This window comes from Kribbella caucasensis, from assembly GCF_004361855.1.
GTDB lineage: Bacteria > Actinomycetota > Actinomycetes > Propionibacteriales > Kribbellaceae > Kribbella > Kribbella caucasensis.
Genome location: NZ_SNWQ01000007.1, coordinates 240118 through 264660, shown reverse-complemented (window position 1 = coordinate 264660; position 24543 = coordinate 240118). Strand labels below are relative to the sequence as shown.

The following is a 24543-nucleotide window of genomic DNA, read 5'->3' as shown; positions in this document are numbered from 1 at the left end:
ACTTGGCCGGAACATGCCAATCCTGGAATCCCTTGTAGATAAGGCCTTCCGGCCCGAAAACTGTCGGCGGCCTCGGCTAGGGTTCTAACCATGGAACGGTTGGAGCAACGGCCCGTGTGGTCGATGAGCGGCAGCGACATGCTGGCCGCCCTCGACACACTCCAGGCCGACCTCAACCGAATGAACACCTACCGCCTCGAACTGCTGGCCGCCCTCGACGCCAACGGCCACGCCACCGAAATCGGCGCCCGCAACACCGTCCAACTCATCGCCATCCGCCACCGCCTCGACCCCACCGCCGTCCGCCACGACCTCAAAACCGCCAAAGCCCTCCCCAAGTACGAGGCAGTCAACGCCGCCCTCCACACCGACCCCACCACCAACGCGAACCCCGACACCGACGCGTCCACGGGCACCGACGCGGACCCGGGCGACGGCACGGACGCGGGCAGGGACTCGGGCGCCGACGGTGATGTGGGTGCCGCGGCCGCCGCCCCGGGCGGTGGTGTGGAGGATGGCGGGGAGGGTGGCCCGCTGGTGCTGCATCCGGGCCAGGCCGAGGCGATCATCGACGCCCTGGAGCGGGTCCCGGCCGCGGCGAACGTGCCGGTGGAGAATCTGCGGGTCGCCGAGGAACAGATGGTACGAGCCGCGCAACTACTGTCACCGGGCGAACTGCGCAAGATGGGCAAACAGGTCCGCGACCGGCTCGACACCGACGGCGCCGAACCGGCCGAGAAACGCGCCCACGCCAAGGAAACCCTGTGGCTGAAACGCCGCGACGACGGCATCCAGTTCGGCGGCTTCCTCGCCGCCGACAACGCCGAACTGCTGCAGACAGTGATCTTCGCCGGCGCGAAACCCCACAAGACCCCCGACGGGCGGCCCGATCCCCGCACCCGCGGCAAACGCCACGCCGACGGCCTCGTCACCGCCCTGACCGTCGCCGCCGGGACCGGTGCGGCCGCGCCCGGACACGGCGGCATCAAACCCCACATCACCGTCACCATCAACCTGGCCGACCTGCTGGCCGGCACCGGCACCGGCGACCTCGCCCACGGCGGCACCCTGTCCGCCGCCGCGATCCGCCGGCTGGCCTGCGACGCCGGCATCATCCCGCTGGTCCTCGGCGCGAACTCCGAACCCTTGGATGTCGGCACCGAGGAACGGTTCGTCAACCGCGCCATGCGCCGTGCCCTGAACACCCGCGACAAGGGCTGCGTGGTCTGCGGCGCCCCACCCGCGATGTGCGAGGCCCACCACATCATCCACTGGGCCAACGGCGGCCCGACCCGCGTCGACAACCTGGTCCTGTTGTGCAAGGCCGACCACATCGACGTGCACCACGGCCACTGGACCATCACCATGCTCAACGGCCGCCCGGTGCTGTCCCGCCCCGGCTGGGCCACCCCCACCAACCCACCACCAGACCCCCGGTCCACCAACCCACCACCCGGCACCGGCACCCCCGGCACCCCCGGCACCGGCACCGGCGTGGAACCACCCGGCACGAGACCCGCGCCCGGTAGCAGACCTGCTCCCGCCAGCAGTCCCGCGACCGGTGGTGCACCTGCGTCCGGTAGTAGTCCCGCGCCCGGCACGAGACCCGCGCCCAGTAGCAGACCCGCGCCCGCCAGCAGTACCGCGTCCGGTGGTCCACCTGCGTCCGACAGCAATCCCGCATCCGGCGGTAGACCTGCGAGCGGTAGTAGTCCCGCGCCCGGCGGTCCTCCTGCCACCGGTAGCAGATCCGCGCCCGACGGCGGCCCCGGGCTCGACGGCAGTCCCGGGCTCGACGGCAGTCCCGGGCCCGGCGGCAGTCCCGGGCCCGACCCCGCCCACCGGGCGGACCGAGTAGGTGTACCGTCCGACCCAGTGCCCAACCCACCCGGTCAGGTGCCCCACGCCCTCGGCGAGCTCTCCCGCCCACTCGGCAATTCCATTGCCGACCAGCTACGCCGCAACCTCGCCGACTACCGCGACGTCGCCGACTACCCAGACCCCTGGGCCGACGACCCCACTCAACCCATCACACCGCACGCCGACTCGCCGCCCGCCACCGCCGGAGTCGACTGATCCACGCGGCGCCACCGGATCCCCGCCGGCAACTCGACCTGCCCTGCCACCTGCACCACTAGCCCACGCGCAGATCCAGCCCATCCGTCCCAGGTGGTGCCCGTCCCAGGTGGTGCCCGTCCCAGGTGGTGCCCGTCCCAGGTGGTGCCCGTCCCAGGTCGATCGAGCCGGGTCGCGTCCCGGGCCGTGTGCTCGTGCCGGGCGGCCTGTCGTGCCGGGAGGTGTGTGGTGCCGAGAGCTCTGTCGCGCCGGGGGCAAGCCAGGAGGCTGAGCGGGCTCGCGTTCCTAGTGGTGTCGCGTCCCAGGCCGTGTGTCGCGCCGAGCGGCCTGTCGTGCCGGGAGGCGTGTGCTGCCGGGTGGCGCGCGGGCCGTCTTGCGTTCCGGGCGGTGTGCCGTGCCGAGTGCCACCCCGGGGAGGTTTCTCGTTCCGGGTCGTGTCGCGCCCCGGGCCGCGTGTCCAGCCGGGCGGCCTGTCCCGCCGGGTCGATGCCGGGAGGCGTGCGGGCGGGCCGTGTGTCGCTCCGGGAGGTGTCGCCCCAGGCCGTGAGTCGCGCCGGGCGGCCTGATGTGCCCGGAGGTGTGTCTTCTGGCCGGGACGTGTGTCTTGCCCGCGAGTTCTTTCGCAGCGGGCGCACTGCCTGCAGGTGCCCGGGCCGTCTCGCGTTCCAGGCAATGTGCCGTGCCGAGTGCCGCGCCGGGAGGTGCGTCGTGCCGGGAGGTGTCGCGCCGGGAGGTGCGTCGTGCCGGGAGGTGTCGCGCCGGGAGGTGCGTCGTGCCGGGAGGTGCGTCGTGCCGGGAGGTGTCGCGCCGGGCGGTGTCGCGGCCCGGGTCGTGTGTCACGTCTGGCGGCCTGTCGCGGCTGGGATGTCGTGCCGGGTGGTGTGCCGCAGCGAGGGGGTGGGTCTGTGGGATTGCGAGCGAGATTGATTGCGGCTTGGGTGTGGGTCGTGCGGGTGTGGCAGTCGTTGTGGGCGAGGGGCGCGCTGACAGGGAACGAGCGGGCGCGGAGAGCCGGCGTCGTGGGCGGGGGCAGGGTTGCTGGGTTAGGCCGAGGGTGGGTATTCGGGGTGAGTGGTGTAGCGGGCGGCTATGGCGCGGATGTCGTCTTCGGCTTGCCACCAGGCGTCGGGGTCCAGGGTGCGGAGGGCGTGTACGGCGGTCTCGAGACGGGCGCGCAGTTTGAGGGCTTCAGCGTCGCCTGCGCGGTGGGACTCCTCCAAGCGGGCGACGCAGAACGAGTGGATGGCTGGCAAGTTGCGGTACGGGGACACGCTAGAGCGGTAGGCCGCGGGTGCGTAGGTGGGCGCGGAGGGTGGCGGCGTTGGTGAAGAGTTCTGCGTCCAGGCCGGCCGCGCGGGCGCCGTCGACGTTGTACTGCATGTCGTCGGTGTAGAACGTGCGGGCCGGATCGAGGTCGAAGCGATCGAGCAGGATCCGGTAGATCTTCTCGTCCGGCTTGATCGTCTGCTCATGGCCGGACACGACCTCCCCGTCGAACGTCCGCAAGATCGCGAACGCTTCCTTGGCGACCGCCCACTTCTCGGCGGAGAAGTTGGTCAGCGCGTACGTCGGGATGCCGTGCCCCTGGAGTTCGGTGAGCACCTCGGCGGTGTCCCCGAAGATCCCCTTCGCCATCTTCAGCCAGCCGGCGTCGTACGCCTCGATCCACTCGGAGTGCTCGGGGTGCAGCGAACTGAGCTCGGCGACGGCTTCGGCCCATGGACGACCCGCGTCCTGCCGGGCGTTCCACTCCGGCGTCGCGATCGTGGTCAGGAAGTGGCGCCGCCGGTCCGCGTCCGGGATCAGCTCGGCGTACAGGTAGTCCGGGCTCCAGTCCAGCAACACCCCACCGATGTCGAAGACGACAGTGTCGATTGTCCGCTCACTCATGCAGGCAACCCTACTTCTACGGCGTTCGCGGCGGCCCGGGCTCGGAGAGCGGGCGACAGCGCGAGCTGGCCCGCGAGCAGAACGACGCCGAGGAGGGCACACATCAGCCAGGTCATGGTGGCGCCGAGGTGCTGGAGCGCGTTCGTCCCCAGCACCGGCCCGATCACCGCGCCCACCCCGAACGCCATCCCGGCCAGCCCCAGGTACCGCCCCCGCAGATCGACCGGCGCGAGATCCGCCAGCACCGCCCCGACCACCGCGGCGAACCCGATCTCGCCAATCGTCCACACCACCACCGACACGCCGTACCCCCACCAGCTGTGCACGACCGCGCCGAGCCCGAATCCCAGCCCGACCACGAGCATCGACACCGCCAGCAGCTTCGATCGGTCCACCTTCGCCAGATACCGCCCGACGAACGGCTGGACCACGACGATCACGACCCCGTTCAACGCGATCACCAGCCCGTACGTCGAACTGGGCAGCCCGTCGCCGGCCATCGCCAAGGGCAACGTGGAGTACCCCTGGAAGTAGATCGTCGCGTACCCGATCTGCAACAGGACCACGAGCAGGAACGTGATGTCGCGCAAAACCACCGGCAGCAACGGCCGCGCCGGTCCCTCAGAAGCCACCGGCCGGGTCTCCGGCACCATCGACCAGATCACCAGGGCCGCGACGACCGAAGTACCGGCGTTGAGCCAGAACAGCAGGCCGTAGCCGACAGACGCCAGCACACCGGCGCTGACCGTGGACACGGAGAAGCCGAGGTTGATCGCCCAGAACAGCAACCCGAACGCGCGAACCCGCTCGCTCGGCTGGAGCAGGTCGGCCACGGTCGCCTGAACCGCGGGCCGGAACAGATCGCCCATCAACCCGACGGCGAAGGCCGCGGCCCAGATCGTCTCCATCGACCGGGCCGACCCGAGCAGGACCAGCGCCGCCGCGGTCCCGAAGAACCCGATCAGCATCGTCCGGCGCCGCCCCACCCGGTCGGACAACCAGCCGCCGACGAGCTGCGAGACGACGGAGCCCGCGCCGACCGCGGCGGCCACCGCACCCGCAGTACCGATCGACAAGTGACGGTCCTGGGTCAGATAGAGGACCAGGAACGGCTGGACGAAGCTGCCGAGCCGGTTGACCAGCTGGCACACCCACAACGCCCAGAACGCCCGGGGCAACCGGGCAGCAACGGAACTGACCATGCCCCAAGCCTCGCGGGCCGGGCCGCGAGCTGTCGAACATTAGGCAGAGGACTAATCCTCGCGGCAACCACAGCGCCCGCGTAGAGTTCGGAACGTGATCGGCTTCCAGCTCAGCACCGACGACGTGAGCCGGATCAGATTCGCGTTCTCGCCGATCTGGGAGACCGTGACGAGTGTCCGGGCACTGAGCAACAACTCGCTCGGCAGTGTGCACGGACCGTGGTTGCGCAAGGTCCGCCCGTACGTCGAGGGCGCGGACCTGACGTTGCTCCGGGCCCTCATCCCGGCGGACGGGTACATCCCCGACTTCATCACGCCGGCCCCACCCCGGCGTTCGACCAGCCTGGAGTCCGGTCTGGCCGCGATCGCCGCGACCTCCCCCGAGCTGGTCGTCCGCGAGCTCACGATGCTGAACGACGGGACCCCGCACCCACTGTTGCCTGGCCTGATCGCCGACCCGGAAAGGGCACTCGACCGGATCACCGGCGCGCTCCGGAGCTACTGGCAGCGGACGATCGAGCCAGACTGGCGACGGATGCGGGCACTGTTGCAGGAGGATCTGGCGTTTCGGCTGGACGAGCTGGCCAGCGGCGGTATCGATCGGCTGTTCCGCAACCTCCATCCATCGGTGCGGCTCGTCGGCGACCGCATCGAGATCGACCGGCCGTTCTGTTGCTACGGCGGCGACGTGCTGTCCGGGCAGGGCCTGATTCTGATCCCGTGCGTGTTCACCTGGCCGACCACCTTGCGAGTCACCGCGGCACCGCACGTCCCGATGCTCACCTATCCCCCACGCGGCCTCGGCCGGCTGTGGGAGAACCGCCTCGAAACCAGCGGACTGGGCACCACTGGGTCGGCACTCGCAGAACTGGTCGGCCGCACCAGAGCCGCGATAGTCAGCCACCTCGACCTGCCGATGTCGACCACTCATCTCGCTCACCAACTCGACCTCTCCGCCCCGACCCTGAGCGCGCACCTGAGCATCCTGCGCAACGCGGGCGTCGTCGACTCCCGCCGCGACGGCCGAACGGTCCTCTACTACCGCACCTCCCTCGGCAACCACCTACTGGCCGCCTCAGGCTCAACCACCTTGTCCCAAACGGCCTGATCTAGTGTCCGACACGGGACCCTAGGGACCGCTGTGGACGAAGGGTGCCCACAGATGCGGTTGCCCCGGGTACTGGTCGCGCAGTTCCCGAGTCACCTCATTGAGGATCACCGCCGCCGGATCGGCGCTCGCAGAGTCGCCGAGCAGGTCATAGAACCGGCGACTGGCTCGAGCCGCGATCGCATCATCGACCACCCACTGGGTCGCGACGACGTGACGGTAACCGGCGAGCTGGAACGCCGAGGCCAGGTGCAGCACCTCATCGGCATGGACGATGCTGCCCTGTCCGGTGGAACAGGCCGAAAGGTAGGCCAGTTCTCCGGTCCGCAGCCGGAGCCTGCTGATCGCGGGGACCGAGAGGACGGCGTCGTGGAGATACAGCCCGCTACGCGACGGTTCGGTCGGGTGACTCGCCGCATGGCAGGCGAAGTGGGCCCAGTCCGCCCGCGGCAGTGCGTCGAGCACCGAGCCGATCGTCGCTCCGGCGTCGGACAGCCCGGCCGACCCGGGATAACGCCTGCGCAGGTGATTCACCTCAGCCACGGTGCCGGGCAGATCGTGCAGACCGGGAGTTCGCCGCATTGCCACCGACAGTCGAGTACGCCGGCCGCTGGGCTGCTTCTGCCGAGCCTGGATCAGCGTGCGAACGGTGGGCGTGTAGGAGCTGACCACGCAGTCCAAAGCCGAGGTCCCACCGGGGAGCCCGGCGGCGTGCAGCGGCAGCAGCCCCAACGTCCCGATCGGCACCCACCAGACTCGCGGCAACACATCCCCGTCGGCCGGCGGGCCAGCGTGACCGAGAGCCGTGAGGACTGGTTCCGTGACGGTCTCCCAGAGCCAGCCGAGGAGGTCGTGGGTCGCGCCCGTCGGCGCAACGCCGACCAGCTCGTCCCCCTGGCGCTCCACCCCCAGCAGACGACCCAGTTGCGCCTCGACATCGGCCGGCCGCAAACGGTCCAGCGGCACATGTTCAACGGAACCGGGACGCAGCAGAACAGCGTCGCGGCCGGCTTCACCGGAGTTCACCAGCACAATCGCGCCGGCCGCGGCGGCCTGCTGGAGATCGCCGATCTGAGGCCGGGCCAGGAAGTCGGCGAAGCCAGGGAGCTCACGGATCTGGCCGATCAGCCGATCCCACTGGTCAGCCAACTCCCGGCGCTGGAGGAGCCACGCCGTGACCTGGGTGGTGTCACTCTCGGCAGGTCCTTGCTGATCGAGTCGCTCGCGGATCCGGGTGAAGTCCTCGGCCAGCTCCGGAGCCGACCGCGCCAGCTCGGTGAGATCCGCGCGCGCGTCCAGCTCGTCCGATACCAGGATCCCGCGACCCAACTCGGCCAGCTCGACCGCACCCGCCACGTCTCCGATCGCCAGATGCGTAGCGACAGCACGCCCCATCAAGCCGCGGCTGCCGGACAGCTGGTGCACCTGATCCGACCAGTCCAGCCCTCGCGGAGCGCACCGCGGCAACAGCTCGACCGCTGCCCGGAACATCGCCGCGGCCGCCGGCATCGCACCGGTCTCCATCGCCAGCATCCCGACGTTCGTGTAGCGCGCGGCCTCGTCCACCGGCGAGTCGGACGACGGCTGAGACACGGCCTCGATCAACTCACCCAACGCGCCGTCGGGCAAGGGCCAGCGCTTGGCCATCTCCCGATAGGTGATCGCGAGATTGGCGACCAGGCCGCCCCGGGCAGGCCGTTCCACCGGGGTCGCGGCAAGCGCTGCCTCGAGCAAGTCGATGCTGTCGTCCAGGTCGGCGGCGTCACCGGCGTATCGGTAGCGATCCAGCAGGGCCCGGGCGAGCGCCGAGCAGTAGCCGGCCCAGCGGGGATGATCGGCTCCGACCGCGGCCACCGCCTGCTCGGCCCGCTCCACACCTGCCTCCAGATCGGAGACCTGGCCGCCGATGTCGAAGCGCTCGAGGTAGTAACCGCTCAGATTGCCGAATGCCATGCCGAGCTCGTCGTGCTTGAGCGGCCTGCCCGCGGCGACAGCTTGCTCCGAATGCTCGATCGCGGTGTCGAGATCGGCGGAATTCCGGACCCGCTGGAATCGTTCGGCGTACGCGACAGCCAGGTTGGTCAGCCGGCTCGGCCGGTGCGGATGGTCCGCTGGCAGCGCCTGGGCCGCCTGCTCCCCCAGCTCGATAGCAGCGTCCAGGTCGGCGACCGCACCGAACAGGTCGTATCTCCTGCGCCGGCCGACCGCGAGATTCGACAGACCGGCGCTGCGATCGGGGCCCGTCGCAGGAAGCAGCTCGAGAGCCTCGGCACCGGCCGTGATGCCGGCGTCCAGATCGGCTGCCGCGCCGAACCGCGCGTGCCGATCGAAGTACAGGGTCGCGAGATTCGCCAGCGCCGCGGCGCGAGCCTGGCTGCGCACTGCCGGACTGGCCACCAGCCGCTGGTTCATCGCGATGGCGGCCTCCAGGTCGTCCGGATCGGCCGAGAGGCCGTACTTGGCCGAGTACGCCGTCGACAGGTGACCGAGGATTTGCAGATGGTCTGGATCCGACACCCGAGTCGCCGCGGCTGCCTGCTCGCCGCGATCGATCGCGGTTGCCAACGCCTCCGGGTCACCGGTGAGCTCGAAGAGCCACGTGTAGTCCACACAGAGGTTGGACAGAAACCTGGCCCGCTGCGGATCATCGGTCCTGGCCGCGGCCACCGCCTGTTCGAGCCGCTCGATGCCGGTCTCCACATCGGCACGCGACCCGACCTGATCGGACCGGCGCCGGTAGCCCTCGGCGACCAGGAACAGGACAGAGGCCCGGTCTTCGGCGTCCGGGTGGGTTCCGGCCAGAGCCACCTCGGCATGGCGGATCGTCGCCTCGGCATCCGCGAGCGAATTCGCCAGGTCGTATCGCTCGTTGTAGATATAGGCAAGCAGGAACGACTGGCTACTCACGACCGCCGGGTCGTCATCCTCCAGCGCCCGTTCGCCCCACTCGATCGCCCGGTCGAGGAGCTCCGGCTGCCCGGTCCGGACGAACTTGTCCATGGCGGCGTTGCGCATCGTCGACAGCACTGCCGGGTGATCCACCCGCTCGTTGCCGGCTGCGGTGAGCGACTTCTCGTACAGCGCGGCCATGGTGTCCTGGTCCTTGACCGCACCCGTGAGCTCGAAGCGAAGCTGGTGAGCCACAGCAAGGTTGTGGAACTTCTCGGCCTTGAACTGGTCGTCCGCGGGCGCGAGGTCCAGTGACTCCGACCCCCACTTGATCGCCGCGTCGATGTCGGCCCGCCGGCCGGTCACCTTGAACAGCTGCCGGCAATGGCTCGCGAGCACCGCCAGCATGATGAAGCGCTGGGGATCGTCTGGTGCTGTGGTCGCGGCGGCCTGCCCGCCTCGCTTCACCGCGGACCGGAGGTCGTCAGGATCCCCGGCCAGCCGATAGCGGAATCCGAGGGCCTCACCCAAGATGTGCAGGCCGATCCCGCGGTAGAAATCGTCGGCAGCCATCGGGCGCAGTACTCGCTCGAACTCGTCGATCGCGCCGGTCAGCGCTGCTACGTCACCGGCCTGCTTGGCAGCGGCGACGGTAGCCTGCAGCTCACTCAGTACGGCAGCCGTCGGGTGTACTTCGGACTCGTCAGCCGGGTCGTCGATCGGTTCCCGCTTCTTCCGCCAGCGCATGCGGTCACCCTAGTGAAGCGCAGGGTGACTATGATCACTTGCCGATGAACCGTCCGGAACCTGCCACCGCCCGAAGGATGGAAGCGCTGGCCTATCTCTGCGCGCACCTGGCGGAGCTGCGGTCACTCCTGCCGGACGAAGATCTCTCCGACCGACTGCAAGCCGCCGTACGTGGTGGCGGCCAACAGATCGACGATCTGCTCGAACGGATCCACGCCGAGCTGCAGGCCAACGGGGAACCGCTCGGAATCTGGGGCAGTCTCCCGGGCGCCGGGACCGGACGCGGACTCCAGCCAGCCGGCATCGGCACGCAGTCGGCGCTCGGCCCGGACGAGGTCGTCTACCTCTGCCCGACTGGCGCTTGCTCGCGATACTGGTGGCCGCGGGCGCGAGCAACTGTGCCGCAGTGTGAGATCGACCGGCAATCACTGAGACGGGATCGGCTCTGACATGGCTGGGCTCGACATGGCTGGGCGCTGAGATGGCTGGGCTGCTCGCGGAGCTCGGCAAGAAGCTGGCCGAGCGCTGGCTGACCCTGCTCGTCCTGCCCGGCGCCCTCTACCTCGCGGTCATCGCCGCAGCCGTTGCCCTCGGCCAGACCGAAGCCCTCGCTCCCGGCCGGCTCACCGATCAGTTCACCACCTGGGCGACCTCCCCCACTGTCAGCAGCCTCGGCGGCCAGATCGTCGTACTCGGAGCCGTCCTCGCGGGAGCGGCCGGCGCCGGAATCGCGGCACAGGCTCTGGCGTCGGTGCTCGAACGGCTGTGGCTCGCCGCGGACTGGCACACCTGGCCGTGGCCGCTCCGGGCCCTCGCGAACGCACAGGTCAACCGCCGCCGACAACGCTGGACAGTTTCTGCAGGCAACTACCAGGAGGAACGCGACCAGGCTGCCCTGCTCCGCACCCGCGGACAACGAGCAGATCCGCTGTCGCGCCATGCCGCGTACCATCGGCTGACCCGGATCGCTCCCGAGTACCCGGCGCGTCCGACCTGGTGCGGCGACCGCATCCATGCCGTGGCGGTCCGGATCGAGCGCGATCTCCGCCTCGACCTCAGCACCGTCTGGCCGCCCTTGTGGCTGACCCTGCCAGAAGCGGTCCGAGCCGAAATCCAAGCAGCCCGCCTAGCTCTCAGTCGTGCCTTCACGCTCGGCGCCTGGGCAATCCTGTATGTCGTCCTGGCAATCTGGTGGTGGCCGGCCGCCCTGATCGCGCTCGGTGTGGCCGTCGCAGCCCTGACGAGGGCCCGAACCGCGACCGACACGTACGCCGTCCTGCTGGAGAGCGCCACTCATCTGTACGCCGGTGACCTGGCTCGCCAACTCGGTCTGGAAACCTCCGGGCCGTTCACCGCCGACACCGCGGCGGCCCTCTCCGAACTGCTGCACCGGGCACCCTTCGAGCTCCCGGACAACTGATCAGCCGAAGGTGGCCGGGTCGATCTGTACGCGCAACGGACCGGCCAGTTTCTTCGTACTGCGGGCCGCCTGCGCCTCCTTCATCACCCGGGCCAGCGTCGACCCGTAACCACGCGGCGTCCGGACCACGGCCCGCACGGTCTCGTCGTCCACGTCGACCGGGCCGAGCACCTCCAGCCCCGCGGCGGGGTCCACGAGCTGCTTCAACCGAGCCACCAAGTCCGCGACCGCCTCCGCCGATCCGGTGAGCTCCGCGAGCTTCGCGGCCGGGGCCAGCCGGGCCGTACGACGCTCCTCCAGCTCGCGTGCTGCGTATCCCTCCGGACTCCACCGGACCACGGCCTGCAACGGTGTGGCCGACGGCTCGCCCATGATGATCACGGCACCACCATCGCGTGCTGACCGGACCAGGGCAGCCGCGTTGAACCAGCGCCGTACGGCCTCCTCGGCGGCTCTCAGGTCGGGTCGCGCCAGCAGCAACCACGTGTCGAGCAACAAGGCCGCGCTGTAGCCGCCCGAGGCGACTGGTTCCGCGCCCGGCGTGCTGACGATCAACGCCGGCTCGCTCGAAACCTCGTCCAGCACCTTGTCGCCGCCCGACGTCCGGACGAGGACGCCCGGGAAGGCACGGCCCAGCTCTTCCGCAGTACGCCGCGCTCCGACGACGGCCGCGCGCATCCGGGTGTCGCCGCATTCGGGGCAGCGATGATCGGCCGCAGGACGACCGCACACGCTGCAACTGGCCGGGCCGGACGATCCCGAATGCCGCAGCGAACCGCCGCAGACCGAGCACCGCGAAGGCGTCCGGCAGGTCTGGCAGACCAGACTCGGCAGATATCCCGCTCGAGGGACTTGCACCAGGACCGGCCCCGTCTTCAGCCCCTCGCGCGCGGTCTCGAAGGCCTGATGCGGAAGGCGTGCGGCGCGGACGGCCGGATCGCGAGCCAGATCCCGGTCGGACTCCCCCGCGATATGGACAGCCGGCGCGGCCGAACGAATCACGGTCCGGCCGGCGATGAGTTCGGCGGCCCAACCGGATTCGAGCAAGGCGGCGGCTTCGGCGGATCGGGCGAATCCGCCGAGCAGGAAGGCGCACTTCTGCCGATGCGCCCGGAGCAGCAGCACCTCGCGCGCATGTGGATAGGGCGCGCGCGGTTCGGCGTACGAGTCGTCGCCGTCGTCCCACAACGCGACCAGGCCGAGGTCGGCGACCGGGGCGAAGGCGGCCGCTCGCGTCCCGATGACGACTCGGGCGCAGCCGCGGAGCGTGGAGAGGAACGCCCGGTACCGCGCGGTCGGTCCGAGGTCGGCCGAGAGCATGACGAACCCGTCCGCGCCGAGGACCGTCGTACAGGCTGATGCCAGTCGCTCGAGGTCGCGGGCATCTGGGACCAGCAATAGTGCACCGCGGCCGGTTGACGCGCATACAGCTGCAGCTTGGGCGAACGCAAGCGCCCAACCGGCTCCCGGTACTGCGGTCCAGATCGCGCGCGGGGCCTCGGTACGGCGAACCGCGTCCAGGAATCCAGCAGGGTACGGCGACCACTCGGACGTCGACGTGGACGCGACCGGCCGGACTGGTTGATCGCAGCGGAGTGCTTCGCCCTCGACCTTCGCGTGCCGGGGTGGGACGGCCAGGCGGGTCACGTCGGCGAGGACCCCGGCGTACCGGTCGGCGACGGCTCGGCAGAGATCCGCGACCTCGGGCGTCAGGACCTGCTCGGGCGACACCGCTTTGCGGATCCGCATCAGCTTGCCGTCGTGCTCGGAGGACTCCAGCCGCGCCAGCACGAACCCGTCCAGGTCCTTGCCCGCGAACCGCACCTTCACCCGCACACCCGGCTGCGCGGCCTCGGACAGATCCTCAGGCACCAGGTAGTCGAACGGCCGATCCAGATGCGGCAACGACACGTCCACCGCGACGCGGGCGATCGGCAGCGCGCCCGCGATCCCGGCCGGCTCCTTGGTCCTGGACCGCCGAACGGTCTCGCGGAGCAACGTCAGCTGCTCAGGGGAGTCCGAAACCACTCCGAAACTCTAGTCGGCCCGGGCGACATCCCGGGGGACCCTGTGGACAAAGCAGCTGCCCGCGACCACAAAGGGTCGCGGGCAGCTGATCAGACCTACTTCGCGGCGGCGGCCTTCAGGGCCTCGACGCGGTCGGTGCGCTCCCAGGTGAAGTCATCGCCGGTGCGGCCGAAGTGGCCGTTCGCGGCGGTCTGGGCGTAGATCGGCCGGAGCAGGTCCAGGTCGCGGATGATCGCGGCCGGGCGCAGGTCGAACACCTCGAGAACGGCCGCGGTGATCTTGTCCACCGGCACGGTCTCGGTGCCGAAGGTGTCGACGTAGAAGCCGACCGGCGCGGCCTTGCCGATCGCGTACGCGACCTGGCACTCGGCCCGGGCCGCGAGCCCCGCGGCGACGATGTGCTTGGCCACCCAGCGCATCGCGTACGCCGCCGAGCGGTCCACCTTCGACGGGTCCTTGCCGGAGAACGCGCCACCACCGTGCCGGGCCATGCCGCCGTAGGTGTCGATGATGATCTTGCGGCCGGTCAGGCCCGCGTCACCCATCGGGCCACCGATCTCGAACCGGCCGGTCGGGTTCACCAGCAGCTTATAGTCGCTCGAGTCGATCTCGAACTGCTCCAGGATCGGGTCGACCACGTGCTTCTTCACGTCCGGCGTCAGCATCGAGTCCAGGCTGATGTCGGCGGCGTGCTGGCTGGACACCACGACGGTGTCGATCCGGATCGCCTTGTCACCGTCGTACTCGACCGTGACCTGGGTCTTGCCGTCCGGTCGCAGGTACGCCATCGTGCCGTCCTTGCGGACCTCGGACAGCCGCTCGGACAGCCGGTGCGCGATCGTGATCGGCAGCGGCATCAGCTCCGGGGTCTCGTTCGACGCGTAGCCGAACATCAGGCCCTGGTCGCCGGCACCCTGCAGGTCCAGCTCGTCGGTCGAGGAGTCGGCGCGGGTCTCGTACGCCGTGTTGACGCCCTGGGCGATGTCGGGCGACTGGCTGCCGATCGCGACCTGGACGCCACAGGAGGCGCCGTCGAAGCCCTTCAGCGACGAGTCGTAGCCGATCTCGAGGATCCGGCTCCGGACGATGCCCGGGATGTCCACGTACGCCGACGTGGTGACCTCGCCGGCCACGACGACCAGGCCGGTCGTGATCAGGGTCTCCACCGCAACGCGGCTCTTCGGGTCCTCGGCCAGGAGGGCGTCGAGGATGGAGTCGCTGATCTGATCAGCGATCTTGTCCGGATGACCTTCTGTCACCGACTCGGACGTGAAAAGGCGCCGTGCCACGGTTCTCCCTCGGGTTTACTCGATCAGCCTCGCGACGGGTGTCAGCCCGCCCTTCTCGCACCGACTACGGCGATGCACCCCGGCAGTATGCCAGCAGTTCAGACCAACGCTACCGTCAGCCGTACCCAAAGCCCACATGTCGGGACACCGTGCTCACATCCCGGACAAAGTCCATTCGTTCAGTGGGCTTTCAGCGCGCTTTGCGGGTCGCTGACACGCTGCCGCGGCCGGGCGCATACTGCCCCCATGGACGACTGCTGTGATCCGCACGGCTATCAGGCCACCTTCGGCGCCGGGTTCGCCCGGCGCGTCGCGGGCCGCTATCGCAAGCACGGGCTGAACCGCACCCAGCAACGGCTGGTCTCCTTCCTCGACGAGCGTGGGGTGCAAGACGCCTCCGTGCTCGAGATCGGCGGCGGAGTGGGCGATCTCCAGGTCGAGCTGCTCCGTCGAGGCGCCCGGCAGGTGACGAATCTGGAGATCTCGACGAGCTACGAGGCCGAGGCGGCCAAACTGCTCGAGCAATCCGGGCTGACGGGGCGAGTGACGAGGCGGTTCGTGGACATCGCGGCCGCACCCGACGAGGTCGAGCAGGCCGACATCGTCGTACTGCATCGGGTCGTCTGTTGCTACCCGGACTACCAGAAGCTCCTCTCGGCGGCCGGTGAGCATGCCCGCCGGCTGCTGGTCTTCTCACACCCGCCGAGCAATCCACTGACCCGATTCAGCATCTGGTCGGAGAACTTCATCCGCCGGCTGAGTGGAAACGGCTTCCGCGCCTTCGTCCATCCGCCCCAAGCCATGATCGACGTACTGCGCGCGCAGGGGCTGACCGTCAGCTATCAGCATCGCGGTGCGACCTGGACAGTGGTCGGCCTCGAACGCTGATCAGGCGTGCGGTCCGACCGTCACCTCACCGACGACGAGGGTCGGCTTGGCGTCGAGGATGACGCCGAGGCGCTCGACCTCGTCCTCCAGGGCGCGCAGCTGCGGGCGTTTCAGGTCGGCGACGGTCTCGACCGTCACGGTGACCTTGCGGCCGGCAAGACGCTGGTGCCACACCCCGGCGACGATGCCGTCGACCAGCACGAGCGGGAAGTTGCCGGCCTGTCCCCCGGCCAGCGCTCTCGTCTGCGCCTTCCCGGGGAAGAGCAGCTCCCGCGGATACGAGCCCACGCCGTACGCGTCGAAGTACGGAAGCAGCCGTACGCCGCGGGCCGGTTCGGCGGGCATCACGGTGTCGCCCTCGACGATCCATGCCGGTTTGCCGTCGAGCACGACCTCCTGGAAGCCTTTGAAGAGCCCGGTGACGAAGCCGGGGGTCGTGTTGAGCCACCTCGCGAACTGCTGAGGGGTTGCAGGGCCGTAGGAGTACAGATAGCGACCCAGTAGCTCGGACAGCGCCTGCTCCCCCGGCATCGGTTTGAACGGCGGGGCGAACCGATGCGGGTTCGTATAGGTCGTCTTGCGACCGCGGTTCGGGCCGTAACAGAGCACACCGGCGTGCGCGGCGGCCGGGATCAGCTGCCGCCAGCGCGGCCACCAGACCTGGAAGGCCGGCATCACCAGATCACCGGCCCATGGACCGGTTCGCGCGACCACCTCGTCGGTGAGCTCGTCGACGGTCAGATCGTCCTCGGCCAAGGCCGCACCGACGGCCTCGATCACCTCGGCCTTCTGGTCCGGGGTCAGCCGCATCGTCTCCGGTACTGAGCCCGTCGACGGCAATGCCGACAACGCACCCGTCCACAACGGCAGATCCTCGACGGGCAGCAAGTGAACCGTCCCCCGCGGCCCGAAACCCTTCACCAGCGTCCGTTCCTCCCACAACGCCCGCTGTACGTCGGCCCGCGTCGCCCCCTCCAACCGCAACGCCACCGACACCTCACCAGCCGACAACACCTGCGCATGCGCCCCACACATCGCCCGTACGACGTCCGCCGCCCCACCCGCCGCAGGAACCTGCAGGAAATGCCGCCTCATCCGGCGAGCAACCACGGACTCCCAGCTCAACTCGGCCATACCAGCAAGCTAACGGCAGAAGAGGACACCGAACGTCCTCCGTGTGTACGCCGGTCAGGGCCAGTGGCTGGATACCAGGTTCCAGATGACGCCGGCCAGGGCGTCTTTGCTCGTCGACGGTACCGGGAGGGCGATGCCGGCGCGGTCGAGGATGACGGCTTCGTTGAGGTCGCTGCCGAAGACCTTGCCGCCGGAGACGTCGTTCACCACCAGCAGGTCGCAGCCCTTGCGTTCGAGCTTGGCGCGGCCGAGCTCCAGTACGTCGTGCTCGGCGTCACCGGTCTCGGCGGCGAACCCGACGATCACCTGGCCGGGGCGCTGCCGGTCGTGCGAGACGGTGGCCAGGATGTCCGGGTTCTGCACCAGGTTCACCGCCGGCACCGAACCGTCGGACGTCTTCTTGATCTTGTGCTCGGCGACATCGGACGGGCGGAAATCGGCCGGCGCCGCGGCCATCACGATCGCGTCGGCGTCCGCAGCGCGGCCGGTGATCTCGTCGTACAGGTCCTGGGTGGACGTGACCGGGACGACCTGAACTCCGGCTGGGTCGGGCAGCTCGGAGTTCGCCGCGACGAGGGTGACCTTGGCGCCGCGGGCGGCCGCGATCCGGGCCAGTGCATAGCCCTGCTTGCCGGAAGACGAGTTGCCGAGGTAGCGGACCGGGTCGAGGTGCTCGCGGGTCCCGCCGGCGCTGATCAGCACCTGTTTGCCGGTCAGGTCGGCCACGGACTGCCCGGCCGCGCGGGCCGATTCGTCGGCCAGCATCAGCTGGGTGATGGCGAAGATCTCGGCGGGCTCGGGCAACCGGCCGCGGCCGGTGTCGGTGCCGGTGAGCCGGCCGACCGCCGGGTCGAGCACGGTGATACCGCGCGACCGCAGGGTGGCTACGTTCGCCTGGGTGGCAGGGTGCTCCCACATCTCGGTGTGCATCGCGGCCGCGAACAGGATCGGGCAGCGCGCGGTCAGCAGCGTGTTGGTGAGCAGGTCGTCGGCCAGGCCGTGAGCCGCCTTGGCGATCAGGTTCGCCGTGGCGGGTGCGACCACGACCAACTCGGCCTGCTTGCCGATCCGGACGTGCGGGACTTCCTCGACGTCATCGAACGGGTCAGCCGTCACCGGCTGACCCGACAGCGCCGCCCAGGTGGCGGCCCCGACGAACTCCAGCGCGGCCGCGGTCGGCACCACCCGGACGCGGTGGCCCGACTCGGTCAGCCGGCGGAGCAGATCACAGACCTTGTACGCCGCGATCCCGCCGCCGACGCCGAGCACCACCGACGGCTTGCGTGGCGCCTCCGGAGTCGCTGTCATCGACCGGCGACTACTCCGCGGACTTCTCCGCAGCGGCCGCGGCGGCTTCCGCCTCGGCCTCGGGGTCGATGTCGGTGCAGGTCAGCACGCCGTCGTTGATCTCGCGCATCGCGATCGACAGCGGCTTCTCCTGCACATGGGTCTCGACCAGCGGCCCGACGTACTCCAGCAGGCCCTCGCCGAGCTGGGAGTAGTACGCGTTGATCTGCCGGGCCCGCTTGGCGGAGTAGAGCACCAACTTGTACTTCGAGTCGGTGTGGGTGAGCAGGTCGTCGATCGGCGGGGACGTGATGCCGATGGCGACGGGTTCCTTGCCAGACAAGTTCAGCTCTTTCCAGAGATGGAGGGTGATCGGATCAACTTTACCAACTCATCGGCCGCCTCCCGAACCGAGGCGTTCACGATCGTCACGTCGAACTCCTTCTCGGCCTCCAGCTCGACCACCGCGGTCTCCAGCCGACGCTCCCGCTCCTCGGCCGTTTCGGTGCCCCGGCCGACCAGCCGGCTGACCAGCTCGTCCCAGCTCGGCGGCGCCAGGAAGACGAAATGCGCCTCCGGCATCCGCTCGCGGACCTGGCGGGCGCCCTGCAGGTCGATCTCCAGCAGCGCCGGCCGGCCTTCGGCCAGCTTGTCCAGCACCGGTTGCCGGGGGGTTCCGTACTTGGCCAGGTTGTGCACGACGGCCCACTCGAGCAGCTCGCCGTCGGCAGCCATCCGGTCGAACTCCTCGTCCGACACGAACAGGTAGTGCACCCCGTGCACCTCCCCCGGCCGGGGCTTGCGGGTGGTCGCCGACACCGAGATCCAGATGTCGGGGAACCGCTCCCGGATCTCGGCCGCCACCGTCCCCTTGCCCACCGCGGTAGGCCCGGCGAGAACCGTCAGCCGGGCCCCGCCGGTACTGCGGTCCGCGGTGGCCCCGGCGTCCGGCGTACCAGAAGTGTCGTTGGTCGGTTCCAAAGTCATCTTCACACCAGTGTCGAACGAGCGGGCAAGGATTTCGGTTCGGCTCACTCGGCGAATTCGCGCTCGAGCGCGGCGATCTGGTTCGAGCCCAGCCCGCGCACCCGGCGGGTCTCGGAGATCCCGGCGCGCTCCATGATCTGCTGCGCGCGCACCTTGCCGACACCGGGGATGCACTGCAGCAGCGCGCTCACCCGCATCTTGCCGATCACTTCGTTGGTCTGCCCCTCGTGGAGCACCTCCGTCGGAGACGCCCCCGAGTGCCGGATCCTGTTCTTGATCTCCGCACGCTCTCGTCGTGCGGCAGCGGCCTTGTCCAGGGCAGCCGCGCGCTGCTCTGGGGTCAAAGAAGGAAGTGGCACCGTTTCACCTGTCCCGTTTGTGGCTTCGCCGCTGAACCTAACACGGGAGGGGCGGTCAACTGATCCTGACGCAGCCGAGGCAAGTACCGCGTCCGCCGTCGGGATTCGTCACGGTGACGTCGCGAGCGCCCAGCGTGGCCGAACCGGCGATACTGAGGACCAGATTGATCGCCGTCGCCGACCGGCTGGTGAGCAGCACCGTGATGCCGTCGCCCGAGAACGTGACCTGACTACTGGAGGTGAATCCGGTCCCGTTGATCGTCACCGACCGCAGCAGGCCGCGGGACAGTGTCGACGGCGTGGCACTGGTCGGGATCGGTGCGGCGTTCACCGTCAGGCAGTTGGTGCAGACCGCGTTGTATGTGCCGGCCCGCGAAACCACGACGTTGCTCCGGCCGATCGTCGCGTCCGCAGCGATGTCCAGCACGGCCGACAGCCGGGTGGAGCTCACGTAGGTCAGAGACCTGAGCGTCACGCCGGACCCAGTGAAGACGGCCGTGGACGCGGCGCTGAAGCCGCTGCCGTTGATCTGCACGGTCCTTCCGGTGACACCCTGAGCAATCGCGTTCGGTGACAGCGAAGTCACTGTCTGAGCACTACGCACCCGTGCGACCACGGTCGGGCTGTTACCGACGTTGCCTGCCGCATCGGTCATCGATGCCCTCAACGCGTAGTCGCCGACAGCCAAGCCGGACAAACTGGCCGACCAGGTACCGGCCGAGGCGGTAGTGGTCAGTGTCTGCACAGGTGTACCCGTCGCGGACGTCCCCGCGTAGACCCGCAAGGTCACTGCGGTGCCGTCACCGGCCAGCGTCCCAGCCGTACCGGACACGGGGACGGGGTCCGCCGTCACGATCGCGTTGTTGACCGGGCTGGTGACGCGGACCACCGGTGCGACAGTGTCGACGGTGAAGGTCGTCGCGTTGCTGGTCCCGGTGTTGCCGCCCGAGTCGCCCTGCGTGGCCTGTGCGGTGTAGGTGCCCTGGGCAAGCGTCGCCGGGGTGACCGACCAGGTCCCGTTGGCGGCCACGGTTCCGGTCAGCGTCTGCATCGGCGTACCGGTGGGGGTGCCGCCTGCGTAGATCCGAACGCTCACGGCCGCGTTGTCACCTGCTGCCCGGCTGGCCGTGCCGCTGACCACCGGCCGCGTGTTCGCGACGGTCGAGCCGGTTTGTGGCGCGGTGATCTGGACGACAGGTGCCGAGCTGTCGACGACGAAGGTCCGCGGCGAGCTGTAGCCGGTCAGGCCGTTGCCGGTCTGCCTCGCCTGGACGGTGTAGGTGCCATCGGCCAGCGGTCCGGCGAACGTGGTCGTCCACGCGCCGTTGGCATGCGTCACGGTCGCGGTCTGCGCCGGCGTACCGGTGCTGTACGGACCTTGGTAGAGCGCGACGGACACGTCGCCACCGGTCGGCAATGCAGTTCCGGTGATCGTCGGCGACGGCGCCGCGCCCTGACCACGGGTCGGTGAAGTGACACGCACGTTCGGGAGGGTCTGGCCGCCGCCCATCACATCGGCGACGTCCTTGACCGAGATGCCGCGGTTGGCGTTCGCCGCGACCCAGTCCAGGAACTGGCTGATCGTGGTGTTGGACACCGGGCGGTACCCGGCCATACAAGAGTTGAAGTTCGCGCTGCCGGCGTAGCAGATCTCGTGGAAGAGCATCGGGATCCAGCCGCCTGCGCGTGACGCCGCACCGTTGACGGCGTCCTGCAGCGACTGCAGGGTGATCGCACCGTCGTACGTCGTACCGAGTGCCTTGAAGCTGTACGGCTCCGGCGGCGGGACCACCTCGCTGAACAACGGTCCGCCGACAAGCAGACTGCCGCCGGAACGACCGGACTGGTAACCACAGCCCTGGATGATGCTGACCGCCTGCGGGTTGAAGGCGGCGAACGGATACGCGAACCCGCTCGGCGAGAACCCCTGCGCCTGCAGCCGGTCGCGGTCGTCGCAGGCCTGCCGCCAGCGGTAGTCGAACGAGGTCGCGGCCGTCAGGTCGACGTGGTCCTGCGTGTGGCCGCCGATGTCGTTGCCGTCGGCCGCGAGACCCTGGATCTGCGCCCAGGTCATCGTGCCTTCCTCACCGGCGTCGACCGGCCCGCTGTTGATGTAGAAGGTGCCATCCACGTTGCGCGAAGCGAAGATCGACCGCAGCCCGTACTGCGACGCGAGGCCGTCGTCGAACGTGAGGGACACCGTGGTCGGGCGCGGCGGCAGTACCGGCTGCGGGCCGGCCCCCATCACCTCGCGGACCCGGGACACGGTGACGCCGGCCGGCGCACCGTTCTGCAGCCAGTCCAGGAACGCCGACAGCACCGAAGCGTCGATCGGCTTATAGGTCGCCATGCAGGTGTTGTAGTCGGACGCCGCGGAGCTGCAGACGTGGTCGAACGCGATCGGCAGCCAGCCGCCACCGTTGTTCACGGCACCGTTCACCGCATCCTGCAGCGCACTCAGCTGCACCGGTCCGGTGGGGATGCTCGCAGTGCTGATCCGGAACGGGTCGGCCGGCGGGATCGCCTCGGCGTACGGGCCGGTGGTGGTGGACAGGCCGCCGACCGTACGGCCGGACAGGTAGCCGCAGCCCTGCACGATGCTCTCGGCCTCGGGGTTCACCGCCGCGAACGGATAGCTGAAGCTCTGCGGGTCGTAGCCGAGCGCGGCCAGGCGTTGCTTGTCACCGCAGACCTGGTCCTGCCGGTACGTGAGGCTCAGCGCCGGATCGGTCAGGTCGACGTGGTCCTTGGTCACGCCACCGATCTCGTCACCCTCGCGGTAGAGGTCGTCGGCATGCCAGGTGGCCATGTAGCCCGGGGCGTTCGCCTCGATCACCTTGCTGGACAGGTAGAACGTGCCCGTCAGGTTGTGGGCGCGCAGTACCGGCCGTGCGTTCTGGTACTGCGACAGCAGCCCGTCGTTGAACGTCAACGAGACGACCGTTCCATCCGCGGCTCGCGCCATCCTGACGAAGGTGATCTGAGCGAATGAGACCGTGATCAGCACTACGGCTGCGATCCGGACAAGACGCGACTTGAACAGCGCTGAATACGACACCGAGGCCCCCCTGGCATCTGAGTGATTCCCAACCCAGGACAGCCAGACCGGTGTCGTGCCGTCCCCCCGGCGCTGAAGTTAACACCGGCGAACGGCTCGGGGATGGCCCAGGAGATGGCCAGTTGTTGAACTCTCAGTTCAGCGCGGGCACATCCACCTTGCAGGAGTCCTTCGCATGCGTCGCGATGTTCTTGTACGCCGCGGTGACCGTGCCGGTCTCCTTGCTCAGCCGGGCCAGCTCGACCCGATCGCTGCCCGCCTTCTGCGCCTTCTCGGCGAACGACACGACCGTGCCCCAGTCGTCCTTCACCTCGGCCGGTGCGCTCTCCTGGAGCTTCTTCGCGTCCGCCAGGATCTTGGTGTAGTCGGCCGGGTTCTGCGCATCGACGCCGACCGCGGACGCGGCGTACCCGGCGAGATCGACACAGTACGCCTGCTCGTCGGTACAAGCGGTCAGGCCGGCGGCCGCGGCGAGAAAGGTCGCGGTCATCACTGCTCTGCGCATCAAATCATCCTCGGGGAGTCCTCGGGGGTGTAAGCCCCGACGCTACCGGTTGTCATCAACCAACCGAAATGGGGCCGGCGGCGGGCTGGGCTGCCCGCCGCCGGCACCGAATCACTCGAGGTCGATCTTGCAGGTGTCCTTCGCCTGCTTGGCGATCGCCTCGGAGGCCTTGCCGACCTTCTCGCCGTCGTTCTTGCTGAGCTCGACCAGCTTGGCCTGGTCGCCCTTGGCGTCGAGCGCCTTCTCGGCGTAGTCCAGCAGCGTCTTCCAGTCGTCCTTCAGGTCGTCCGGCGCCGACTTGGACACCTTCTTCGCCTCGCCGATCATCTTGTCCAGCTTCTCGGTGTCCTTGATGTCGAGGTTCTTGGACGCCTCGGAGTAGGCCTTCAGCTCACCGCAGTAGTCGCCGCCCGAGCAAGCTGTCAGAGTTCCGACGCCGATGGTCAATACCGCCGCGAGGGCCGCAACCTTACGCATTCCGTTCCTAACTGTGCATGCGGGAAGGCCGTTGCTCCCCGTCTGCAGGCAACCTTGGCGAACCACAGGGTCACCAGTCGGTCCACCACGCCGTGAACAACATCGCACCAACACAGTGGAACCAGCCCGTGACCCTTCACGTCGCTAGGGTTGCCCACGGCAAGTAACCGGTTCAGTAGGCCCTACTGGTCGAACAGGGCGATCAGCTGCCGGCGATCACGGGCAGCCCACAACACGTTCCTGATCTGGTCGATGCCTCCGATCGGCCAGCGCTCGGCGATGCGCTGCACCACCGGGTCCTGGATCTGGGCCGCGAGCGCACCGGGGAAGTCTCCCCAGAGAACCTTGAACGGCCGGCCCCACATCTGCTCCACCTCGGTCGCCACCGGCGGCGTGATCCCCAAGCCGTTGTGGATGGCCGCCACCGCCTCGTACGCCGCCATCAACGCCTCCTCGCGCTCGAGCCACGACTCGGCCCGCTGCACCGCCCGCAGGATCGGCACCAGTTCCGCCCCGCAGGACAGCCGGGAGAACGCCGTACCGAACCACTTCGAGAACGGCGCGTACTGCCGCTCCATCAGGAAGCACAACCGCATCAGGTCCTGTACGAGCTGCGATCCGATCAGCTCCGACCCGAGTTCGTCGCCGACGAAACCGGTGCGGCCGACCAGATTGATCTCCGGATGCACGCGCCACCACGCCGCGATCATCAGATAGAGCCAGACATCCCGCGGATAGTAGGCGAACCTGTCCCGGACGCTTTGCAGGCCGATCTCGTCGTGAAAGACCGCGCCGGCGGTGATCATCCGCAGGTTCTGCTCCGGGAAGGTGAACCAGTCCCGCGGTGTGATCTCACCCTCGATGTCGAAGTCCAGCTGTTCGAGCAGGAACCCACGGATCGTGTGGATCCCGTACTCGGTCTGACGATCGGCGAACCGGTCCGGCACCTCCCGGCGCAGGACGTCGGCCATCGCGTCACCGTGACGGGTCTGATCCTCCTTGCGCAGGAACAGCAGAACGCGCGGCTCCCAGTTGTGGTCGCCGGACATCTCGTCGTCGAACCCCAGCACCTCCGACCCCCGGCCGAGCAACGCCGCGCTGTACGGCAGACCGGGGTACGACGCCTCCAGCACGGGCCGGACCGCCTCGGTGTAGAACCGCCTGCTCAGTTCCAGGCCGGAAACAAAACCGGACATGCT

The 24543-nt window shown here is 69.2% G+C and carries 20 protein-coding genes; 5 read left to right on the top strand and 15 right to left on the bottom strand.

Features of this window, described 5'->3' with window-relative positions:
- The first annotated feature begins 90 nt into the window (after positions 1-90).
- A complete protein-coding gene (locus EV643_RS46710; protein ID WP_305000403.1) occupies positions 91-2076 on the top strand; it encodes a DUF222 domain-containing protein in 1986 nt (661 codons plus the stop codon).
- A gap of 1043 nt (positions 2077-3119) precedes the next feature.
- On the opposite strand, the gene EV643_RS16860 is transcribed toward EV643_RS46710, so the two are convergent.
- From EV643_RS16860 to EV643_RS16850, 3 genes are read right to left on the bottom strand one after another with little or no spacing between them, the layout of a single operon-like run.
- Entirely contained in the window at positions 3120-3347 is a 228-nt protein-coding gene (locus EV643_RS16860; protein ID WP_133801020.1) for an RING finger protein, read from the bottom strand.
- 1 nt (position 3348) lies between these two features.
- Positions 3349-3966 carry an HAD family hydrolase gene (locus EV643_RS16855; RefSeq protein ID WP_133801019.1) on the bottom strand — a complete coding sequence of 206 codons (618 nt, stop codon included), beginning with the start codon at positions 3964-3966 and terminating at the stop codon, positions 3349-3351.
- Positions 3963-5168, bottom strand: coding sequence for an MDR family MFS transporter (locus EV643_RS16850; protein ID WP_133801018.1), 1206 nt, complete (start codon positions 5166-5168; stop codon positions 3963-3965). The genes EV643_RS16855 and EV643_RS16850 overlap by 4 nt, the downstream gene beginning before the upstream one ends.
- 94 nt (positions 5169-5262) lie before the next feature.
- Between EV643_RS16850 and EV643_RS16845 the strand changes: the two genes are divergently transcribed.
- The gene (locus EV643_RS16845; protein WP_133801017.1) at positions 5263-6276 is read left to right on the top strand and encodes an ArsR/SmtB family transcription factor; all 1014 of its coding nucleotides are present in this window, start codon (positions 5263-5265) and stop codon (positions 6274-6276) included.
- A gap of 21 nt (positions 6277-6297) precedes the next feature.
- Here EV643_RS16845 and EV643_RS16840 read toward each other — a convergent pair whose 3' ends face one another.
- Positions 6298-9912 (bottom strand): CHAT domain-containing protein, encoded by a 3615-nt coding sequence (locus tag EV643_RS16840; RefSeq protein ID WP_133801016.1) that lies wholly within the window; start codon positions 9910-9912, stop codon positions 6298-6300.
- Between the two features lie 44 nt (positions 9913-9956).
- On the opposite strand from EV643_RS16840, the gene EV643_RS16835 reads away from it, so the two are divergent.
- Together EV643_RS16835 and EV643_RS16830 are read left to right on the top strand one after the other, a co-directional pair.
- Positions 9957-10361 (top strand): hypothetical protein, encoded by a 405-nt coding sequence (locus EV643_RS16835; RefSeq protein WP_133801015.1) that lies wholly within the window; start codon positions 9957-9959, stop codon positions 10359-10361.
- Between the two features lie 32 nt (positions 10362-10393).
- The gene (locus tag EV643_RS16830; RefSeq protein WP_133801014.1) at positions 10394-11332 is read left to right on the top strand and encodes a hypothetical protein; all 939 of its coding nucleotides are present in this window, start codon (positions 10394-10396) and stop codon (positions 11330-11332) included.
- On the opposite strand, the gene EV643_RS16825 is transcribed toward EV643_RS16830, so the two are convergent.
- Positions 11333-13360, bottom strand: coding sequence for a primosomal protein N' (locus EV643_RS16825; protein WP_133801013.1), 2028 nt, complete (start codon positions 13358-13360; stop codon positions 11333-11335).
- A gap of 95 nt (positions 13361-13455) precedes the next feature.
- A complete protein-coding gene (metK, locus tag EV643_RS16820) occupies positions 13456-14649 on the bottom strand; it encodes a methionine adenosyltransferase (protein WP_133801012.1) in 1194 nt (397 codons plus the stop codon).
- Between the two features lie 246 nt (positions 14650-14895).
- On the opposite strand from metK, the gene EV643_RS16815 reads away from it, so the two are divergent.
- Positions 14896-15537 (top strand): class I SAM-dependent methyltransferase, encoded by a 642-nt coding sequence (locus EV643_RS16815; protein WP_133801011.1) that lies wholly within the window; start codon positions 14896-14898, stop codon positions 15535-15537.
- Here the strand turns inward: EV643_RS16815 and EV643_RS16810 are convergent, their stop codons facing one another.
- The 9 genes from EV643_RS16810 to EV643_RS46705 all read right to left on the bottom strand — a co-directional run bounded on the left by EV643_RS16810 (position 15538) and on the right by EV643_RS46705 (position 24540).
- Positions 15538-16671: a winged helix DNA-binding domain-containing protein gene (locus tag EV643_RS16810; RefSeq protein ID WP_133801010.1), complete on the bottom strand. Its 1134-nt coding sequence runs from the start codon at positions 16669-16671 to the stop codon at positions 15538-15540.
- Between the two features lie 54 nt (positions 16672-16725).
- On the bottom strand, positions 16726-17979 hold the full coding sequence (gene coaBC, locus EV643_RS16805; RefSeq protein ID WP_133801009.1) for a bifunctional phosphopantothenoylcysteine decarboxylase/phosphopantothenate--cysteine ligase CoaBC: 1254 nt from the start codon (positions 17977-17979) through the stop codon (positions 16726-16728).
- A 10-nt stretch (positions 17980-17989) separates the two neighbouring features.
- Entirely contained in the window at positions 17990-18301 is a 312-nt protein-coding gene (gene rpoZ, locus EV643_RS16800) for a DNA-directed RNA polymerase subunit omega (protein WP_133801008.1), read from the bottom strand.
- A 2-nt stretch (positions 18302-18303) separates the two neighbouring features.
- Positions 18304-18945, bottom strand: coding sequence for a guanylate kinase (gmk, locus tag EV643_RS16795; protein WP_238165625.1), 642 nt, complete (start codon positions 18943-18945; stop codon positions 18304-18306).
- Between the two features lie 44 nt (positions 18946-18989).
- The gene (gene mihF / locus EV643_RS16790; protein ID WP_133801007.1) at positions 18990-19304 is read right to left on the bottom strand and encodes an integration host factor, actinobacterial type; all 315 of its coding nucleotides are present in this window, start codon (positions 19302-19304) and stop codon (positions 18990-18992) included.
- 55 nt (positions 19305-19359) lie between these two features.
- Positions 19360-22362 (bottom strand): polysaccharide deacetylase family protein, encoded by a 3003-nt coding sequence (locus EV643_RS16785; protein ID WP_133801006.1) that lies wholly within the window; start codon positions 22360-22362, stop codon positions 19360-19362.
- A 133-nt stretch (positions 22363-22495) separates the two neighbouring features.
- Entirely contained in the window at positions 22496-22867 is a 372-nt protein-coding gene (locus EV643_RS16780; protein WP_133801005.1) for a hypothetical protein, read from the bottom strand.
- A gap of 111 nt (positions 22868-22978) precedes the next feature.
- Positions 22979-23344: a hypothetical protein gene (locus EV643_RS16775; RefSeq protein WP_133801004.1), complete on the bottom strand. Its 366-nt coding sequence runs from the start codon at positions 23342-23344 to the stop codon at positions 22979-22981.
- 182 nt (positions 23345-23526) lie between these two features.
- Positions 23527-24540: a DUF4037 domain-containing protein gene (locus EV643_RS46705; protein WP_133801003.1), complete on the bottom strand. Its 1014-nt coding sequence runs from the start codon at positions 24538-24540 to the stop codon at positions 23527-23529.
- Positions 24541-24543 lie beyond the last annotated feature (3 nt).

Excerpts from the sequence above, each read along its gene's own strand:
- EV643_RS46710 (WP_305000403.1), top strand. The coding sequence starts at position 91 with ATGGAACGGTTGGAGCAACGGCCCGTGTGGTCGATGAGCGGCAGCGAC.
- EV643_RS16855 (WP_133801019.1), bottom strand. The coding sequence starts at position 3,966 with ATGAGTGAGCGGACAATCGACACTGTCGTCTTCGACATCGGTGGGGTG.
- EV643_RS16850 (WP_133801018.1), bottom strand. The coding sequence starts at position 5,168 with ATGGTCAGTTCCGTTGCTGCCCGGTTGCCCCGGGCGTTCTGGGCGTTG.
- EV643_RS16840 (WP_133801016.1), bottom strand. The coding sequence starts at position 9,912 with ATGCGCTGGCGGAAGAAGCGGGAACCGATCGACGACCCGGCTGACGAG.
- EV643_RS16835 (WP_133801015.1), top strand. The coding sequence starts at position 9,957 with ATGAACCGTCCGGAACCTGCCACCGCCCGAAGGATGGAAGCGCTGGCC.
- EV643_RS16830 (WP_133801014.1), top strand. The coding sequence starts at position 10,394 with ATGGCTGGGCTGCTCGCGGAGCTCGGCAAGAAGCTGGCCGAGCGCTGG.
- EV643_RS16815 (WP_133801011.1), top strand. The coding sequence starts at position 14,896 with ATGGACGACTGCTGTGATCCGCACGGCTATCAGGCCACCTTCGGCGCC.
- EV643_RS16810 (WP_133801010.1), bottom strand. The coding sequence starts at position 16,671 with ATGGCCGAGTTGAGCTGGGAGTCCGTGGTTGCTCGCCGGATGAGGCGG.
- coaBC (WP_133801009.1), bottom strand. The coding sequence starts at position 17,979 with ATGACAGCGACTCCGGAGGCGCCACGCAAGCCGTCGGTGGTGCTCGGC.
- gmk (WP_238165625.1), bottom strand. The coding sequence starts at position 18,945 with ATGACTTTGGAACCGACCAACGACACTTCTGGTACGCCGGACGCCGGG.
- EV643_RS16780 (WP_133801005.1), bottom strand. The coding sequence starts at position 22,867 with ATGCGCAGAGCAGTGATGACCGCGACCTTTCTCGCCGCGGCCGCCGGC.
- EV643_RS16775 (WP_133801004.1), bottom strand. The coding sequence starts at position 23,344 with ATGCGTAAGGTTGCGGCCCTCGCGGCGGTATTGACCATCGGCGTCGGA.
- EV643_RS46705 (WP_133801003.1), bottom strand. The coding sequence starts at position 24,540 with ATGTCCGGTTTTGTTTCCGGCCTGGAACTGAGCAGGCGGTTCTACACC.